The sequence below is a fragment of the Thalassolituus sp. genome, from assembly GCF_984348125.1.
The window spans coordinates 70,924-88,751 of sequence record NZ_CFHJLR010000013.1 but is presented as its reverse complement, the minus strand read 5'-3'; the positions used below and the strand labels follow the sequence as shown (position 1 = coordinate 88,751).

The following is a 17,828-nucleotide window of genomic DNA, read 5'->3' as shown; positions in this document are numbered from 1 at the left end:
GAACCGCGCGGTGATACGAAAGCCTCTCTCTGCGCTTTTTCTGGCGCTTATTGCACTGTCCGCTCTACCGGTGATTTCTTCACCGGCGAGCGCCGCTGAAAGCAGTACGCCGACCCTCATTATCATTATCGATGATGTCGGCAACAACGGTCCGTTAGGTGACCGCGCTGTCGCGCTTCCCGGCCCGGTAACACTGGCATTTCTGCCTCATACCCCTCACGCAAAACGTCTCGCCAATAAAGCGGCGGAGAATAACAAGGGCATCATGCTTCACGCCCCTATGGCTAACGCCACTGGGGCAGCTTTAGGGCCAGGTGCCCTGACTCAGGACATGACACCCGCTGAACTTCAGGAAATTCTGTCCGAGAGCCTGGACTCAATTCCTCATGTGCAGGGGGTTAACAACCATATGGGCAGTGTTCTAACCGCGGATCAGACCGCCATGAGCAGTATTATGAAGGTGGTTCAGCAACGCGGGCTGTATTTTATCGATAGCCTCACTAACCCCTTGAGCGTGGCCGAAAGTGAAGCTCAGCAGGCGGGAATACCAACAGACCGGCGCGATGTCTTTCTCGATAATGACCGCAGTCTGGACGGGCTTTTCCAACAGTTTCAACGCGCAATGGATATTGCAGAGCGTAAAGGCAGCGCCATTTTAATCGGTCACCCTTACCCTGAGACACTCGATTTTCTCGAAGTCGTTTTACCCGAGTTGATCGCATCCGATGAAGTGATTATTACCCGCGCAGATCAACATCTTCAGGAAGAAGCGTGGTTGAACTCTGTTCACACAGCCGATAAAGCTGAGCTGAAATCCAGACTCGAGCTGCGGTTGCCTCTGCCAGTAAAGAACAAGGCAGAGGCTCAACTTAGCAACCTTAGTTATCAGAACTGATAACCCATCCCAAGGTTGAAACCGCTGCCTGAATTAATATCACCACGGCTTTCAGCGTCGTCATTCTGCATCTGAACATCCGCCTTAAATACAACGTCAGGATGCGGATAATAATTCACCCCAAAATCAGTCTGAGCGGCGTTATCGTCTTCTTCCTGAGACCAGTTACTCTGACGAGCAAAAACGCCCCACTTTTCGCCTAAGCGCTGCGAGACCTCAACATAGCCGCCATACTGTTCGGACTTGCCTGCTGCTTCGGCGGCATCGCCTGCAAGGTCCCAACGGGCATACAGCGCCGTAAAGGTTGTGTCTTTAAGGGTGTAAATCACGTGACCGCCCAACAGTAATGCAGAATCGGCATAGGACTCCTCGGCACTCTGATCAAGGTCTGGCTGGTACTGGGTATAACCCGCAACTTCGAGGCCCGTAATACCACGGTAACGTAAGCGAGCCGTGATAGCAGGATCAAATACCGACGCATACGACGACTTCTGTTTGCCCGCTTTCAGATCAAAGGGATCTGCGGCGTCGTTGGTGGTCGGATCTTCGGTTTTAAATCCTTCAGTAATCAGGACATCGTAGCTCAGGCCGTTATCGAGCGTATCTGACAGTGAGATACCCGCACTGTACCAGGTGGATGGAATAACCGTGGTCTCGATAATCGGACGCTCTGTTCCGTAAAACGTCGGTGGCTCATGTGTTTCATTGACAATACCGAGCGGCATCAACATAACACCGGTACGGAACTGGGCGCCATTGAGAACATCCATTTCGATATAGGCCTGCTCAATTTCTACCGCACCATACTGACTGCCACCACTGACCAGAGTGTGCTCAACTTCAAACTCAGAAACAAAGCGGATCGAGTCTGAATAATCGTAACCTACGAACAGCACCAGTCGATGCAGATCAATCTGACGCTTATCTTCGTCGTCGGTACTCAGATTGTTGTAGTGCAGCTCGCCATAACCGCCAAGGTGAACCTGCTTCGTCGACTCCTGAGCCAGGCTTTCATCCATAGTATCCGCGAGCGCACCCAGCCTCTCATTTAATATAGACTCAAGCTCAGAGATACGCTGTTCAAGCTCTGCGCGCGAGACCGGCTCATCTGCTGCTTCCTGCGCCGATACGTTCCCAACCGCGAGTGAACAAATAGCGAGCGACAGCGTTGCCAGCATCGGATTACAAAAATGCCCGTGTTTTTTCGTGTTCGTTTTCATTGTGTATGTCCTGTATCTGATCCTGTTGAGGGCACTATTTATTAATCGCCATCACTGAAATTAATACCCAGTTCTACGGCCAGGGCATCGGGAATTTCTCGTTTAAAGTTGCCATCCAATAGTCCGGCTGCGGTATAAAAATCGAGATTGCTCTGATCAATAACCGCTTCGTAGACTCGTTCAAAATTATCCCGCACGCTCAGTAACGCGGACTCTTCCTGGGCCGCCAGCATAAGAGAGGCAAGCGTGACAACTGAATCACCACCACCTTCAATAATGACCTCAGTCGCTTCCATTGTTGCCTGCATCAGTGCCCAACTGGTGCCGGATATCTGGCCAGCCTGATCAGCCACTGTTCTCTGCTTCAGATAGTTAAGATGTTCTTGTGCACTGGTCAGAAGCAGAGTCAGTGGCGCCGAGCCATCATCCGTCGCGCCACGAAGAAAGCGCTCGCGGTAAGCTTCACCGGAGTTCTGATAATCACTTGTCCACCCCTGATAAAAGTCATTGGCATAGTTCGCCTGCAAACGGGCCAGCCCCTCCAGAACGTCACAACGTCGGGGCTCTGTAATAAAACCGGCAACGATGTCTGAATCAGTTGTGCTTTCAGAGGCGTCTTCAAACAGAGCGACTTCTAAGGCCAGCAGGCCTACTTTAGTAAAACTCAGCCCCTCAAAGTACGCGTCGTTTAATGTTTCACTGCCAGAGGCTGACTCATTGATTTCTGTACGCACGGTTGAGATGTAGTCATTACCGCGCTGACGCAACGAATCAATATACAGATACCCTGGCGTCAGCAGGTTATCGTCCGGCGGTCCAAACAGAAACGGGAGTACGCGATACCAGCTGACACTGCTTTGTTGCCAGGCCGTCTGAGCCTGTTCGAGCCTTTCTATATCGGGGTCTTCGCAAAAACTAACGGTGGCAGACACCAGCGCATCAGCGTCAACAGCGAAAGCTTCTGTATTAGGAATCACTGTCTCATCGACAATGCGTGTCAGTGCGGTATTTAGCGTGTCATCAGTCAGAATGAGCGGATCATTTTTACGCTCACCACCACAGGCTGTGAGCGCTCCAGCCAGTAATATCGCGACTGCAATTCTGACATTATTTTTACGGTATCCGTCATCATTAGGGACGCAGCTGGGTAATGCTTCTGGCTTATTCAAAGTTGGTCAGCCTTTTCGGATTATCACAGGTTGAGATAAATGGTTATCGAAACGCAGATCTGAATAACTCTGACGCAACGATGTATTTTCTTGTTGGGATACGGGATCAATAAATCGCAATTCGCCCGCTGAATTACTCAGCACAAAACAATCATTTAATTCGCTGACGGACACACCGCACACATCGTGCATCTGAAAGTACCCCAGTAAAGTCTGCGAACTCACATGCCAGAAAACAGCGAAATTCCCTTTCGGAGTCGTCATACAGGCAACATCCGTCGAAGCATGTACCGCAACGCTGCCCATATAGTCATGGGCTCCCAACCACAGATTGTCCGGGGCAGGTAGGTAACTGAAATCTCCCTCGGGAGTCAGCACCGCGGCTAATGGCCGCGGATCGCTATCGGTCAACGCCTGACGCTGCACCTGCAAAGCGGCAACCACACTGCCCTCCTTGTTGATGGCAAGATGACGGATGCTTGCTTTCAGCTCCGTCAGGGTGTGGCGCTGACTGATTTCTCCAGTAGTTCTGTCGATGATCACCAGTGACGAACTCATCTCTGTGGCGTCGTTACTTCGCCCATCCTGTCCCGGAAAACGACCACCGTTAGCAACGACAAGGTGTATTCCGTCAGGCATCAGCAGCACTTCATGGGGCTCGGGGTCGCCCGTTTCAAACTCACGTAATTGAACGAAGCTTCTGGCATCACGAACACTGATCATGCCTTTGCCGTGATCAGGGTGGCCGGGAGAAAATATCGTTTGTGTCACGTATATTTCTGAGCCATCTTCACTGTAACAGGCGTGGCCCTGAAACTGACGTTCAGGGAGCGCGTAAAAGCGCGATAATTCTTCGCCAGTCGCTAGGTCAAAAATAATTCCCTCACTGCCCGGGCGGCGAGCCATCATCAGTATCGAATGGCTATTTTTATCTGTAGGATTCAGGCACACCCCGTGACCGCGAAATGCCGTTTGCTCAAGGGCGGACGTTTGATTGCGGGATACAGAAGCAAATCCGGTCTGATCCTCAGATAGAACTGCTGAGCCCCAATATTCACTCTCCATCACCGAAGAGGAATAACCCAAAGCAAGGCCATGCAAAGGTAAAAGAACCGTACTGCCGAACACGCCTGATTTCAGGATCTGCCTTCTCGTCATCATGTCAGACGTCGCCATTCAGAGCGCCTCCACAAAGGCGATCAGTTGTCGCCGGGTATCTGCAGACATAGCCTCAAAAAGAGCCCGCGCTTTAGCTGCTTCTCCACCGTGCCAAAGAATCGCTTCTTCAACGCTACGGGCTCGCCCGTCGTGCAGTAGTGAAAGGTCTGCCCCCACGGTTTTCTGAAGCCCAATCCCCCACAAAGGCGCCGTTCGCCACTCAGAGCCCGTCGCCTGGAAGTCTGGTCGCTCATCAGCGAGCAAAGGCCCCATATCGTGCAAAAGAAAATCGCTGTATGGCCAGATACGTTGACCCACAAGGTGTGAAGCAGGAGCATTTTCAGAGGTCGTGAACGAGGGCTGGTGACATTGCTGGCAACCAGCGAGGTTAAACGCCATCTGGCCAGCGTTATGCTTTTCAGTCAGGCGTGCAGCAGGCGCACCGGTGTGACGCAGGAATTCGACGACTAACTCTAATAAATCAGCAGGAATTTCGAAGCCATCCGAATTATTGCCATTGGGTTGTTGCTGGCACAAAAGCTGGGCTGGAGTGCAGGGTTGCGAAGGAAACAGCGGATTAGAAATACCGATATCATCTGCAAACGCGGCGGCGACAGTGACTTCAAGATCGGGGCGATTCGCCTTCCAGCCAAAGCGACCGGGAACCGTCGCCTGTTCAGAGGCACTCCATACCTGGTTAACCCGACCTGAAATACCGTCTTTATTAGTGTCAGACGGATCAGCCAGAGCATCAATATCGGCTTGTTTAATGGCTGCAATCAGTCCGGTCCCAAACATGCCTGGTGCCTGACGCAGACTGAACAAGGTATCTGGATGCAGCGCACCATCACTTAACTGGCGCAAATCCAGTTGAGGTTTTCGCAATTCAACCACGCTACCGTCAGGATAGGTATGCGAGTGATACTGCCAGTCAATCCTCAGGTCAGCCTCAGGTTTCAGGTCGTCAGGACCGGGAGGTAATCCCAGCTGCGCTATCAGGCCCGTCGCTTGCGTTTGAATCTGTTGACCATAAGTGGGTTCAGGCACAGAACCCAGTTGCGGCTCTTCACCGGGAATACTCAGACGGACAAAGGCGGTAAAGACGGCTTCTGTATCGTCAGCTGGCAATGTGCCACGTCCACCTTCGATATGACAGCCAAGGCAACTGCGGGCATTAAACAACGGCCCCAGGCCATCGCGCGCGGTCGTGCTTGTCGGTGCCTTCACCCACGGCTGATGTGCTAACGCGCGCCCAGCATAAAAATCCGCCTTTTCTCCGTCCGTGAGCGTCGGAGCGGGTAAATCGAAGCGGGTCAGATGCGTCGTTGAATAGGTCGCAACACCGCCCGCCAGAATCTGTTGATCCAGCGTATTACTGTCGTTACAACCAACAAGAAGCGTCAGAGCCGCCAGCCCAGAACTGGCCGCTGCTAACGCAAAAAGCCGGCGAAGCGCCGGCTTTTTATTTACCACGGCAGACTTACTCGTCACAGCTCGCGGTTGGGTCTTCGGTATCACACGCCGACGCTTCAGGGTCTACGACGACAGATCCGTCGATACCTGCTTTTTCAGCGATATCTGCGATCAATGCCGATTGAGCGTTCAGGGCAATAATGGCTTGTGCCACCGCACTGGAAACTTCTGCGTTTTCTTCCATGATCTGAACATCAAACGGGGACCCCGCACGCGCCTGAGTATCAATGGCAACGTACTGAGTTTCGGTCGCCGCCAGGGCCACTGCGATCTCTGCAGCGAGTTCAGCTTCACCAGAATCCTTCAGCCAGTCATCGATACCGTAGCCATTCACCGCGTTGGTGGTCACATTATCAACGCCGTTCAGTGTGCTGTCATAACCGGCGTATTTCCCGTAGTAGCTGTTTGAAACGCCTTCAGCGTTCAGCCAGATATCACGGTGCGTGTTGTCAGAGAAACATGAGTGCTCGTCTTCCTGGGAATTCGCAGAGAAAGCGATCTGCATCCGCTCACCCGCCAGTTCACCTTCAGACAGCGTGCCCATACCGGTCAGAATTTCAGTTAATTTCTGCTTCGCCTGAGCTTCATTGGTGACTGTGGTAAATGCGGTACGGTAAGTCGCACCCGGTGCCCAACCATCGCGAACAGATTCAAGGTCAGCGATCAGCTTATCAACGGCCACTTCGAGGAATTTGTGACGACGGTGAGATTCGACAGAAGAATCGTAGGCGGCATCGACATTTTCATTCTCAGCCGCTTCGTCAGCATCATAGCTTGGCTGGAAGTCAATAATCGGGCGATCACCACCGGCCGCATAGAAAGAGTTATCTTCGTCAGCATCTTCTACATCGAGAACTTTAACTGCATCATCACGATCAGTGCCGTCTGTAGTCTCTTCGTTATCTTTGAGATCTTGGCCCCAGAGCAGGAATTCAATCGCATGGTAACCGGAGATCACATCATGCTCATCTTCAGCAGTGGCCGAATTTTCCAGTAGATCTGCATTGATCTCGATACTAGTGTTACCAATAATATTGGTTTCAGGGCTGGTTTCGTCGTAGTTGCTGCTATCGACCGCGCCACCACCATTAATACCTACACCGTTCGCAGTCACACCGATTTCGCTGTCGCCAAAGTCAGTCGTATTCACCTGAACGTAATCAATCAGCGCTTCACCCAGAGGCCAGGCGTTGATCGCCCCTTCAGGGCCGTCTTCGCTGCTGTAGTCGGTTGAATCAATCGGGCTGTTACGGAAACGGTAAACTTCAGTCTGACCGTATGGCTCACGAGCTACCAGCCAGGCGCGCTTCGCTGCCAGCAGGTTTGCTTCGCTCGGATCAGCACGGAAGGTAGCCAGGGCAGCTTTCAGCGCCTGAGCAGTCGTGACAGAGTCAGAATACGCGGCGTAGGCGATGTCGGCGTTGGTTTCCAGTACCTTACCTACGTTCTCGAGGTTCAGGATATCTTCCGTACTGCTGCTATTACTGCCACCGCAGGCGGCCAGTGTGAATCCGGCTGCGACAACGATCGCCAGTCGAGAAAGCTTCATATATTACTCCATCATCAGAGAGCCACTCAGGGCTTAAAAAGTGAAGTCACATTAAACTCAATGCGAATTACTTTCAATACCAAATGTAAGCTAGTGTCATGATTTAAATTACGATCATCTGCTACTATCACGTTATGCTCAGCAACTGACCCGAATAGTCGTATTTTTTATGGTGTGTACATGGTGTGGAATATGAAGCTCAGCCTGCTCGCAGCGACCGTTTTCTTATCAGCAGGCCTGACAGCCTGTGGCGGCGATAGTGGGGGTTCAGACTCCGCTTCGCCCGGTGACCTTGAGATTGAGGTGAGACCCCCAGAGGTAGGGGTAATAGGCCTGGGCGAAACCCTGTTCCACGACACCAACCTATCGCTGGAACGCACTCAGTCCTGCGCGACCTGCCACGACCCGGATCATGCGTTCACAGACCCATCTACAAATGGCAGCGGCAACGTGCGCTCTGCCTCCGTCGGTGATGATGGTGTATCTCTCGGCGACCGGAATACGCCAACCGCGCTGTATTCAGCCAGCATCCCGGAATTCACCTACGGTACCCATCAACGTTTTAACAGCCCAAGGGAAGACTATGTTGGTTATATAGGTGGCCAGTTCTGGGATGGCCGGGCAGCGACACTGGAAGATCAGGCCGGCGGCCCACCGCTGAATCCAGTCGAGATGAATATGCCCGACAAGGCCACTGTGATCGCTCGTCTGAGAGAAAATGCCAGCTACGAAGAAAACTTTACCGAACTCTTCGGCGCCAACATTTTTGATGATGTCGACCAGGCCTATGTTGCAATGACTCAGGCCATTGCAGCCTTTGAGCGCAGCGCTGACATGTCGCCCTTCAATTCAAAATACGACAAATTCCTCCGCGGCGAATACGAATACAGCCCGGTATCCAAAGCAGCATTGGGCAAGGCTCGCTTTTTTTCGCAGCAGTTTACAAACTGTGCAACCTGCCACCAGATCCGGCCAAATGGCAATGAAGGCGAGACATTCAGTAATTACGAGTTTCACAATATTGGTGTCCCGGTAAATACCGGACTTCGCACAGCAAACGGCAGCGATGAAGGCTTCACTGATACGGGTCTTGCTGCCATCGACGCTGTTTCAGACGAGCCTGATACGAGTGAGCTGGAAGGTAAGTTCCGGGTGCCTACCTTGCGCAATGTCGGCGTCACAGCGCCCTACATGCACAATGGAGTATTTCAGTCTCTGGATACCGTCATCCGCTTTTACGACCGCCACCTGACAAACTCAACTAACGGCATAAACCCGGAAACCGGCGTGGCATGGGCGGCACCTGAAGTTGCCGCAAACGTGAGTTTTCCGGAGCTACGTCAGGGCACAGCTCTGAGTGAGAACGATATCGAAGGGTTGGTCTGCTTCCTCTATAGCCTGACCGATGAGCAGTACGAACACCTGCTTCCCGAAGATGCTGATGAATGTGGACTCTGATCACCAGAGTCCACTTTCAGCAACTATTATAGCCAGCGTATTTTACGGAATAGCGCCAGCAGCCCCACAGCAATTGAGCCCATGGCCGCCAATAAAATAAAGTAGCCATTTTCTATTTTAAGCTCGGGAATGTATTCAAAGTTCATCCCGTAGAGGCCCGCCAGAAAGCCGAGAGGCACAAATATCGCTGTAATAACCGTGAGCACCTGCATCGTGCGGTTCAGCTGATGTGAAGCAATAGAAATATAACCATCAATTAAATCACCGCTGATGCTGTAGAAAATTTCCGCAAGCGTATAGAGACGGTCAAAACGATCATGAAGGTCAGTGATCGCGTGTCCCATCGGGTCGTCTTTATAATTCAGAGCCAGATACTCATCACTGCGCAGTTCATCGGTAATATTGCGGTGATAATTAAACAAGCGCCGCAGTTTTACCAGGCGAGTACGATAGGTCACCAGCTCGCGCATCAGGTCGTCGTTGCCGTCGTCTAGCAGAGCATCTTCGATATCGCTCAGGCGCTCTTCGAACTCAAGCAACGCATCAAGATACAGCCCCGCCGACGTATGCATAATTCGCAGAGCAAGAAACCCCGGGCCTTGCTTAAGTAACTTTGAGCCCTGTTCGGAAAACAATTTTTCAATACTGGCCGCAGGTTTTGGGTGACGGGTAACAAGGAAATTCTCACCGACAAAAAATGCGATGTTCTGCGAGTCATGCACCAACTCCGAGTTAAAGCTGGCAATGCCCCGATACAGTACAAAAGTGAAATCATCGAACTCTTCGAGTTTAGGCGGGTGACGATCACGCTGAGCATCCTGTACTGCCAGAGTATGCAGACCCAGGTTCTCTAGTAATTTGCGCTCACCGGGGACATCTTCTTCCTGAATGTCCAGCCAGAACCGACCTTCCCGCTGGCGTTGCCATTCGATTAATAATTCAGAGCCACCGGTACGTATCGAACCGTCCGTGCCTTCAAGCATACATCTGATCATACTGTTTCCTGTCTGTATTCTGCCGGTCAGAACAGCCGATGCTGCTGGCCAGCCTCCTGATCGAAGTTATGACCCGTAAACTGAAATATAGAATCAGCAATGGGTTTAAGTTGTTTTTCCAGATAGTGGTGATAGTCGATTGCGGATTGCCTGATCTCGGTTGGTTCCGGGCCATTCACCGTCATAACATAACTGATCCAGCCACCTCGCTCCTGATACTTCGCAGGACGTCTCTGTGCTTCTAACCAGCGATCCATCACCGCTGCCGCTTTCGCATGAGGAGGCCGGCTTTTCTGGTAATGCGGCAAAGGACGACGTAAGCGCTTGCGATACACCAGCAGTTCGTCACTCCCGCCATCAAACAGCTCAGTGACCTGATCTTTCAACCATTGGTTCCAGGGCTCGCCGCAGAACACTCTTCGGTAAAGCTCTTTCTGAAACTCACGTGCCAGAGGTGTCCAGTCGCTACGAACGGCCTCTAACCCCTTAAACACCAGCCTACTATCTTTTGCATTAATCCCGGCATACCGTTTCTTGCTACCGGTTTCAGCACCGCGGATAGACGGCATAAAGAATTGTCGGTAATGCGTTTCGTATTCCAGTTCAAGATAGCTTTTGAGCCCGAATTCGCCATTCAGTTCACTGGATAGCCAGCGATTAATGTCCAGCGCCAGTTGCTGCCCCAGTGCGTCTGCATCGCTATCCGTCAATTCCCGGTTGACCCAGACAAACACCGAGTCAGTATCGCCGTAAATGACCTGATAACCCTGTTCAGCAATGTAAGCCGTTGTGCGTTGAATAATGTCGTGGCCGCGTTTGGTGATTGAGGCCGATAACCGGGTGTCGTAAAAGCGGCAGCCTTCGGAACCCAGCACGCCATAACAAGAAGCCATGATGATTTTGATCGCCTGAGAAAGCGGCTGGTTGTTATGCTTTTTGGCCTCTTCCCTAAGTTCTCCAAGGTGGCGGATCAAGTCAGGCAGTATGTGCTTCTGACGATGAAACACACCGCCAAAATAACCGGGAACAGCCTCGGAATCAGGCACTCCTTCTCCCGCTATTAAGCCAACAGGGTCGATACAGAATGTCCGAATAATGGATGGGTACAGGCTTTTAAAATCCAGCACCAGTACATGCCGGAATAAACCCGGCTGGGAATCCATAACATAGCCGCCCGGGCTTTTTTCTGCGCTATAGCCATCGCCCATATTCGGTGCGACCCAACCGGCACGGTGCATACGCGGTAAGTACATATATTCAAACGCCGCGACAGAGCCGCCCATGCGATCCATCAACAGGCCGGTCATTCGTGAGCGCTCAACCAGAAAATTGAACAGATCTGTGTGCTCAAAAATACGCCAGACAAGCTCACAGTCTTTCAGGTTATAGGCCGCAAGCGACTGCTTGTCTTCAACAAACAAGCGCTCAATATCCCCGCCGCGCTCATCACCGTGAAGAAGTTTACCTTCACCCAACAGCTGATCAGCGACATCATCAAGGGCAAAGCTATCAAACTGCCAGGTCGCTGTTCGCAGACACTCTATTCCGTCAAGGATCACCCGCCCTGGCGTATGCAGGAAAATACGATCCGGATTCTGCGCAGACTGGCGCCAGTCCAGCAAGCTACCATCGCGGCCAAGCGCAAACGGAATATCATGCTCAGCGAACTTACGCTTAAGAAACGCCATATCAAACTGAATGAAATTCCAGCCGATCAGCACATCTGGATCATACTCTGCGATAACTTCCAGAAAACGTGTCAGTAAAGCAGGCTCATCTGCAACCGCTTCATAGTTATCACCTTCCCGGTTATCGCCTTCCTGGTCACTGATCATAAGAACGTGCGAAAACTCAGGCGCATAGAATGCTATCGAGAATAACCGGTCGGGTTGATCGGTCCGCGGAAATGAAGTTTCGATATCCACCGACAGGTAACGCAGGTCGGGGCGGTAATCACCAGGAGTAAGCTGGACGTCGGTCGCAGAGTGCCAGGTAGCGGATTGAGAAAAAGACGTCCAGTGCCCACCATGGATCTGAGCCGACCCAGCAATAAAACGCTCCATCAGATAACGATCGGTGGGGCGGATATCCAACTCATAAACCTGAATTTTCTGATCGCTCAGAACATCCCGCCAGCGGTATAGGTAAGCTGACGGAAGATAACAAGCCACTGCGTCTTCTCCGCTGAAAAGCTTCAACGCGACTTCACGCAACGTCACAGGCCAGCCAAGAGCAGTAATCACCTGCTGCGCGCGTACCCGATGCTCCGCCGGTATAAAACAGACGCACGGCTGCTCAATGCATGTGCGTACGGGTCCTTCAGGCGTAGACCACCAGAAAGTGAGTTGTGTTTTATCCCCCTCGTCCTGCCAGCGACTACTGAGAAGAAATGCGGGAAGCGGTGTGGAAAGCAATGTCGGAACCAGTGCCTATACTGAGAGCATCAAAGTGTATTTCAGGAGTCACTGCATGACCACACCTCAAATCAGTCAGGACCCAATGTATCTGATGCTGCGCAACGATAACGTCGAAGGCTTTAATCAGGCGCGCGAGTCCGGGCAATCCTGTGACCTTACCGGGTGTGATCTTCGAGGTCTGGATCTGCGCAAGCTCAATGTATCAGGCATGGACCTCACGGATACGTATTTTCGCGGCTCGGATCTGCGTGGAATTGACTTCCGAGGGTGCCAGTTAGGTGGAGCCAGCTTCGCTGACGCAAAAATCAGTGGCTGCTATTTTCCGCCCGAACTCAGTGCAGAAGAGATTCGTTTATCCGTCACTATGGGGACACGTCTGCGCCACAGTAGCAATATGTGACTCAGTTATCACTGAGCGACTGAGGCTGCTTACATCTCAGCCGAATCGGGTAAAGTAGTGTCATTAACGAATTGCTCACAGAAGCAAGAGAGGCACCATGTATCAGAATGGAACTGAACCCGCGACAGGATTCGAAGCGAACTCCCCCCGGCTACAGCAGCTCGCACGAGAGATGCTGCAAGGCTTCGCTTACTCGCAGAATGCTGTCACTTTCGAGTCTGTGGACGACCTCTATGAGCACTTTGACGAAGACACTCTGTTCCTTGTCAAAGATGGCATCATCAATATCTGCAGCAACGAGAATACCCTGTTTTCCTGTGAAGAAGGGGACCTGATCGGAATCAGTCAATCGTTCCACCTGCCATCACCGACACTGACGACTGACGGCTATGTCGAACTGCAACCGATTAACCGTGACGATTTCCTGCTACACATCTACAACGACAAGCGACGTCAGCACTGCTGGAGCCATTACCTGGTCACCCTCAATTCGTTATTGACCGAACGTCTTGGCGCTCTGTCGAAAGAGCAACTCAAGCCCGTGGCCGGATTCCTGAACTTTTCAGCGGGTGACACTATCATTCAACAAGGCGACGACGCCGATATGGTGTATACCATCATCAGTGGCAATGCTGATGTGATCGTGGATGGGGTGTCTGTCGGTGAACTGGGTGAAGATGAAGTTTTTGGCGCCATGGCAGTATTTACTGGCGAAAAACGTTCGGCGTCCATCATCGCCTCCACGGCGTGTACTGTGATGGCAGTGCCGCAGCAGGACTTCACCGTATTAATCGAAGCGCAACCTCAGGCTGCGGTTAACCTGATTGAAAACCTTGCCCGACGCATCGGTATGATGAATCAGCAGGTACTGGAGCAACACTGAAAGCCGCTCTCCATTCAGAAAGACGACCTTTGACATACCCTTTACAAAACTAAATGATAATTATTATTGACTGCATTTAGGATCTTCCCTAATATGAATCCTGTCGCTGGCTCATCACCAACGATGTTCAGCATTCTGACATGGTCTGAATGATGATCTCTCTCATCACTGGCCGAGAGGCCAGGCTAATCACGGTTGCTTTGCCCCTCTATCTTTTCACGAAGAGTCGAGGGGCGTTTTTTTGCCCGCTTGCTAGAATAGATGTCCAGTATTCATAACCCGCAGGGCGTTACCCTTTGCGGTATGCTTAAAGACCAAGAGAAGTAACAGGACGCACCGTGCCAGCCATCTGCAAAGATTCCGACCTGCAAGAAGGTCAGTCCCGTGGATTCGAACTCGACGGACATTCCTTTTTTATCGTCCGCCAACAGGGCAGTCTTTACGCCTACCGTAATCATTGCCCGCATCTGGGCGTAAACCTTGAGTGGATGCCGGATCAGTTTCTGGATTCGGATGGCAGGCTGATTCAGTGCGCCATGCACGGTGCACTGTTTCTGATAGAAAGCGGTTACTGTATCTCTGGCCCCTGCACCGGCCAGTCGCTCACGCCACTTCCTTGCGAAGTGCGCGATGAAGATATCTGGATAGAACTCTGACCGGCAATCTCAAAAACATCAGAGTGCTCTCAAATTGCTCTCAAAGTACTGTCAGAGCACTACCGGCAATAAGCCACTGACCTCAAGTCCTGAATCGTCGTCGGCAAAGCTGACCTTCGCCGCCATCACTTCAACCCCGGCAGCCATCACTGCACGCAAAGCCTCTGCGTACCTGGGGTCAATATGCTCTGCCACGGTCACTTCACGAATACCTTCGTGAGGAACACAAAACAGCAGCACCGCCCTATCACCTTCTTCTTTCAGGGCCTGCAGACGAAGCAAGTGCTTACGTCCGCGGTCGGTTACTGCGTCCGGAAAACAGCCAAGGCCATTGTCTTCTTCGAGCAGAGTGACACTTTTCACTTCAATCCAGCACCGACGACCGTCGTCCAGACGCTGACAGAAATCGAGGCGACCATCCTCGACTTTGGGCTCCCGCTGCAGTGATTCATAATCAGTGAGGCCTTCTATTGCTCTGGCCTCAAGCGCCTCACCAATGATCTGATTAGGACGGGACGTGTTCACGCAAACCCGGTACTTTCCGTCTACTTCGACCCACTCCCAGGTGTAGCGGTATTTACGCTTCGGATTCGCACTGTCCGAAATCCAGACTTTACTCCCCGGCTCAGCGCAGCGTTTCATCGAACCTGTGTTCGGGCAATGCACTGTAATCTCGGAGCCATCCTGCAAGCGGATATCGGCAAGAAAGCGCTTATAACGCTTAATCAGAGTGCCTTCGATCAGAGGTAACTCGTACTGCATTATCGACCACCCTGTTCAGCAACGTATTCTGGCAACCAATCAGCAAGGCGCCCTATCGCTTCCTTTAAGCGCTCAATACGGGTCGTGAAAGCGAAGCGCACATGTTCGCCGGCACGATGCTCACCAAAGTCCACGCCCGGCGTGATGGCAACACCCGTTTCACGCAGAAGCCGGGCACAGAAAGCCAGACTGTCATCGGTAAAACGACTGGCATCCGCATAGACGTAGAATGCGCCCTCCGGGACCACTGGCACCTTGAAACCAAGCTCAGGCAATACGCTCAGCAGATAATCGCGGCGCTCGTGCAGTATCTGCCGGCGCTCTTCTAATGTCGCCATAACCTCTGGAGAAAAGGCTGCCAGTGCTGCGTATTGGGCCGGTGTAGGAGGCGCCAGAAACAGATTCTGTGCGAGGGTATCCAGCACGGGAACCAGTGATTCGGGTACGACAGCCCAACCGAGACGCCAGCCCGTCATGCCAAAGAATTTGGAAAAACTGTTCAGCACGACTGCATCGTCGGCGACAGATAATACGGTTTCGGCTCCGCCGCCTTCACCGGCTCCGAAGTTCAGCCCCTGATAAATTTCATCAACCCAAAGCTCGCCGCCCTGCTTAGCGACGGTTTGAGATAGATGTGACAATTCATCCAGAGACAGGACGGTGCCCGTCGGATTCGCAGGGCTCGCCACCAACGCAGCACGAGTCGATGGCTGCCAGTGCCTTTCGACATCGGCCGCCGTCAACTGGTACTTCTGCTCAGGACCTGCCGGGATCAGTTGCCCATGAGCCTCAAACACGCGCGCGAAATGTCGGTTACACGGGTATCCCGGATCAGCCAGCATCAATTGATCACCCGGGTTCAACCGCGCAGCCGTCAGCAGCAATAACGCCCCCGACGCGCCGGGCGTCAGTACCACACGGGATGCGGGCACGGTAACGCCAAACCGCGATTGGTAATAGTGCGCGATTTTTTCGCGTAGCTCAGGCAGGCCCAGTGCCGGTGTGTATCCCGTTTTTCCTGCTCTTAAGGCAGCAATACCTGCTTCGGTTACAGGCTCCGGCGTCGTGAAATCTGGCTCACCGACCTCAAGGTGGATAATGTCATGCCCTGCGGCCTGCAGAGCCTGCGCTTCTGCCAGAATAGCCATGACCTGAAACGGCTTAATTTCGCCACTTCTTTTCGAAGTTGATGACATAGTTCTCAAATTTTTGAAGATTTATGGGCTATTGTGCCAGATTAGGTGTTGGCACAGCAGGATATGAACCCACAAATGAACACATAAAAGTATTGGCGCTGGCGATGTTATCTGATAGTTTCCCGGCCTTGTATTTTTTGCGCATCTGATGCATAGCTCAGAAAAGCGCTGATGCGTGACTATTATTTGAACAGGTGAGGCACAAGAGAAATGCCGCAAGAGAAAAAAGAATTTGCCCTGTCTGACTTTACTCCATACGACCTGAAAGAAGGCGAGGAGTATATGAATGAAGCGCAACAGGATCACTTCCGCAAAATCCTTGGCAACTGGCGCCAGGAGCTGATGGAAGAAGTTGACCGCACAAAAGAGCACATGCAGACCGAACTCAACAACTACGCTGATCCGAATGATCGTGCCAGCCAGGAAGAAGAGTTCAGTCTTGAACTGCGTACCCGTGATCGCGAGCGGAAACTACTTAAGAAAATCGAGAAGACCATCGATCTGATTGATAAGGACGACTACGGCTACTGCGAAGCCTGTGGCGTTGAGATCGGTATCCGTCGTCTTGAAGCCCGCCCGACTGCTGACCTCTGCATCGACTGCAAGACCCTTGCAGAGATCAAGGAAAAGCAACTCGGCGTATAAGCTCCGACGCTTTAGCTCAGTGACCGGTGGGCAGCGATGACCTGCCTGCCGGAACACATCTATGACTGATTATATCGGGCGTTTTGCTCCCTCCCCGACCGGGCCTCTCCATTTTGGCTCTCTGCTGGCTGCACTCGCCAGCTATCTGGATGCACGACACTGTCATGGAAAGTGGTTAGTACGCATCGAAGATCTCGACCCTCCGCGCGAAGACCCGACAGCCGCTGCTGAGATTCTACGGATTCTCGATGCTTATGGTCTGCACTGGGACGGTGACATTGTTTATCAGAGCCAGCGTGGTGAACTCTATCAGGCGGCGCTGGATAAACTGCGAGATCAGGGCGATGCCTTTCCTTGTGCCTGCTCCCGAAAGCAGCTTGGCGGAGAACTTCATCAGGGCATCTGCCCAGCACCCGCCGATCATGATTTCGCCTGGCGTTTCCTCTGCCCCGTCGGAGTTACTACTCTGCACGATGGCCTACAACCCGATCACCGCTATGACCTCGCAGATGAAATCGGCGATTTTGTTATCCGTCGCCGCGACGGCTTCTGGTCTTACCAACTAGCCGTTGTCGTCGATGACGCCGCACAGGAAATTACCCACGTCGTTCGCGGTATCGACCTGATCGACTCCACCGTTCGTCAATATCTGCTGCAACAGGCGTTGTCTCTCAGTGTTCCGCAATACAGTCATATTCCAGTGGCGGTCGAACAGAATGGCCAGAAGTTGAGTAAACAGAATCTGGCTCTGCCGCTCTCGGATCAACGCATCAATGAAACTCTCTGGCAGGCCCTGAACTGGTTGCGCCAGTCACCACCACAAACCCTGCTTGGCGCGCCAGCGGACGAGCTCTTAAACTGGGCTGTCAGTCACTGGAACCCCGCGCCCTTGAAAGGCGAGCAATCTATGCCTGCGCCCGGGCCATTTCAACGCACATAATCAGCGTCTGGT

The 17,828-nt window shown here is 52.3% G+C and carries 16 protein-coding genes; 7 read left to right on the top strand and 9 right to left on the bottom strand.

Annotation, left to right across the window (positions count from 1 at the left end; all coding sequences use genetic code 11):
• Nucleotides 1-10 precede the first annotated feature (10 nt).
• Nucleotides 11-895, top strand: coding sequence for a divergent polysaccharide deacetylase family protein (locus AC5E51_RS10735; RefSeq protein ID WP_491778571.1), 885 nt, complete (start codon nt 11-13; stop codon nt 893-895).
• On the opposite strand, the gene AC5E51_RS10730 is transcribed toward AC5E51_RS10735, so the two are convergent.
• The 5 genes from AC5E51_RS10730 to AC5E51_RS10710 are packed head-to-tail and all read right to left on the bottom strand — an operon-like array spanning nt 886 to nt 7,464.
• Complete coding sequence (locus AC5E51_RS10730; protein ID WP_491778570.1) at nt 886-2,115, bottom strand: hypothetical protein; 1,230 nt, start codon at nt 2,113-2,115, stop codon at nt 886-888. The genes AC5E51_RS10735 and AC5E51_RS10730 overlap by 10 nt on opposite strands.
• 41 nt (nt 2,116-2,156) lie before the next feature.
• Nucleotides 2,157-3,284, bottom strand: a complete 1,128-nt coding sequence (locus tag AC5E51_RS10725; protein ID WP_297533113.1) for an imelysin family protein — start codon at nt 3,282-3,284, stop codon at nt 2,157-2,159.
• Between the two features lie 6 nt (nt 3,285-3,290).
• Nucleotides 3,291-4,460, bottom strand: a complete 1,170-nt coding sequence (locus AC5E51_RS10720; protein ID WP_068439312.1) for a DUF1513 domain-containing protein — start codon at nt 4,458-4,460, stop codon at nt 3,291-3,293.
• Entirely contained in the window at nt 4,461-5,933 is a 1,473-nt protein-coding gene (locus tag AC5E51_RS10715; protein WP_491778569.1) for a di-heme oxidoreductase family protein, read from the bottom strand.
• The gene (locus tag AC5E51_RS10710) at nt 5,923-7,464 is read right to left on the bottom strand and encodes an imelysin family protein (protein WP_491778568.1); all 1,542 of its coding nucleotides are present in this window, start codon (nt 7,462-7,464) and stop codon (nt 5,923-5,925) included. The genes AC5E51_RS10715 and AC5E51_RS10710 overlap by 11 nt, the downstream gene beginning before the upstream one ends.
• A gap of 192 nt (nt 7,465-7,656) precedes the next feature.
• Here AC5E51_RS10710 and AC5E51_RS10705 point away from each other — a divergent pair, with 192 nt between their 5' ends.
• Entirely contained in the window at nt 7,657-8,922 is a 1,266-nt protein-coding gene (locus AC5E51_RS10705; protein WP_491778567.1) for a cytochrome-c peroxidase, read from the top strand.
• A gap of 26 nt (nt 8,923-8,948) precedes the next feature.
• On the opposite strand, the gene AC5E51_RS10700 is transcribed toward AC5E51_RS10705, so the two are convergent.
• The gene (locus AC5E51_RS10700; RefSeq protein ID WP_491778566.1) at nt 8,949-9,917 is read right to left on the bottom strand and encodes a magnesium transporter CorA family protein; all 969 of its coding nucleotides are present in this window, start codon (nt 9,915-9,917) and stop codon (nt 8,949-8,951) included.
• Nucleotides 9,918-9,943: 26 nt separating this feature from the next.
• Nucleotides 9,944-12,331, bottom strand: coding sequence for a DNA polymerase II (locus AC5E51_RS10695; RefSeq protein ID WP_491778565.1), 2,388 nt, complete (start codon nt 12,329-12,331; stop codon nt 9,944-9,946).
• A gap of 55 nt (nt 12,332-12,386) precedes the next feature.
• On the opposite strand from AC5E51_RS10695, the gene AC5E51_RS10690 reads away from it, so the two are divergent.
• The 3 genes from AC5E51_RS10690 to AC5E51_RS10680 all read left to right on the top strand — a co-directional run bounded on the left by AC5E51_RS10690 (nt 12,387) and on the right by AC5E51_RS10680 (nt 14,273).
• Entirely contained in the window at nt 12,387-12,734 is a 348-nt protein-coding gene (locus AC5E51_RS10690; protein WP_491778564.1) for a pentapeptide repeat-containing protein, read from the top strand.
• Nucleotides 12,735-12,831: 97 nt separating this feature from the next.
• Nucleotides 12,832-13,617 carry a Crp/Fnr family transcriptional regulator gene (locus AC5E51_RS10685; RefSeq protein WP_491778563.1) on the top strand — a complete coding sequence of 262 codons (786 nt, stop codon included), beginning with the start codon at nt 12,832-12,834 and terminating at the stop codon, nt 13,615-13,617.
• 338 nt (nt 13,618-13,955) lie between these two features.
• Nucleotides 13,956-14,273: a Rieske (2Fe-2S) protein gene (locus tag AC5E51_RS10680; RefSeq protein WP_491778562.1), complete on the top strand. Its 318-nt coding sequence runs from the start codon at nt 13,956-13,958 to the stop codon at nt 14,271-14,273.
• 51 nt (nt 14,274-14,324) lie between these two features.
• On the opposite strand, the gene sfsA is transcribed toward AC5E51_RS10680, so the two are convergent.
• A complete protein-coding gene (sfsA, locus tag AC5E51_RS10675; RefSeq protein ID WP_491778561.1) occupies nt 14,325-15,035 on the bottom strand; it encodes a DNA/RNA nuclease SfsA in 711 nt (236 codons plus the stop codon).
• Nucleotides 15,035-16,231 (bottom strand): pyridoxal phosphate-dependent aminotransferase, encoded by a 1,197-nt coding sequence (locus AC5E51_RS10670; protein WP_491778560.1) that lies wholly within the window; start codon nt 16,229-16,231, stop codon nt 15,035-15,037. Before AC5E51_RS10670 ends, sfsA begins: the two co-directional genes overlap by 1 nt.
• 210 nt (nt 16,232-16,441) lie before the next feature.
• On the opposite strand from AC5E51_RS10670, the gene dksA reads away from it, so the two are divergent.
• Nucleotides 16,442-16,876, top strand: a complete 435-nt coding sequence (dksA, locus tag AC5E51_RS10665) for an RNA polymerase-binding protein DksA (RefSeq protein WP_488072658.1) — start codon at nt 16,442-16,444, stop codon at nt 16,874-16,876.
• A 61-nt stretch (nt 16,877-16,937) separates the two neighbouring features.
• Nucleotides 16,938-17,816, top strand: coding sequence for a tRNA glutamyl-Q(34) synthetase GluQRS (gluQRS, locus tag AC5E51_RS10660; protein WP_491778559.1), 879 nt, complete (start codon nt 16,938-16,940; stop codon nt 17,814-17,816).
• Nucleotides 17,817-17,828 lie beyond the last annotated feature (12 nt).

Coding starts and splice junctions, on each gene's coding strand:
- sfsA (WP_491778561.1), bottom strand. CDS start 15,035: ATGCAGTACGAGTTACCTCTGATCGAAGGCACTCTGATTAAGCGTTAT.
- AC5E51_RS10710 (WP_491778568.1), bottom strand. CDS start 7,464: ATGAAGCTTTCTCGACTGGCGATCGTTGTCGCAGCCGGATTCACACTG.
- AC5E51_RS10685 (WP_491778563.1), top strand. CDS start 12,832: ATGTATCAGAATGGAACTGAACCCGCGACAGGATTCGAAGCGAACTCC.
- AC5E51_RS10730 (WP_491778570.1), bottom strand. CDS start 2,115: ATGAAAACGAACACGAAAAAACACGGGCATTTTTGTAATCCGATGCTG.
- AC5E51_RS10700 (WP_491778566.1), bottom strand. CDS start 9,917: ATGATCAGATGTATGCTTGAAGGCACGGACGGTTCGATACGTACCGGT.
- AC5E51_RS10670 (WP_491778560.1), bottom strand. CDS start 16,231: ATGTCATCAACTTCGAAAAGAAGTGGCGAAATTAAGCCGTTTCAGGTC.
- dksA (WP_488072658.1), top strand. CDS start 16,442: ATGCCGCAAGAGAAAAAAGAATTTGCCCTGTCTGACTTTACTCCATAC.
- AC5E51_RS10705 (WP_491778567.1), top strand. CDS start 7,657: ATGAAGCTCAGCCTGCTCGCAGCGACCGTTTTCTTATCAGCAGGCCTG.
- gluQRS (WP_491778559.1), top strand. CDS start 16,938: ATGACTGATTATATCGGGCGTTTTGCTCCCTCCCCGACCGGGCCTCTC.
- AC5E51_RS10720 (WP_068439312.1), bottom strand. CDS start 4,460: ATGGCGACGTCTGACATGATGACGAGAAGGCAGATCCTGAAATCAGGC.
- AC5E51_RS10690 (WP_491778564.1), top strand. CDS start 12,387: ATGACCACACCTCAAATCAGTCAGGACCCAATGTATCTGATGCTGCGC.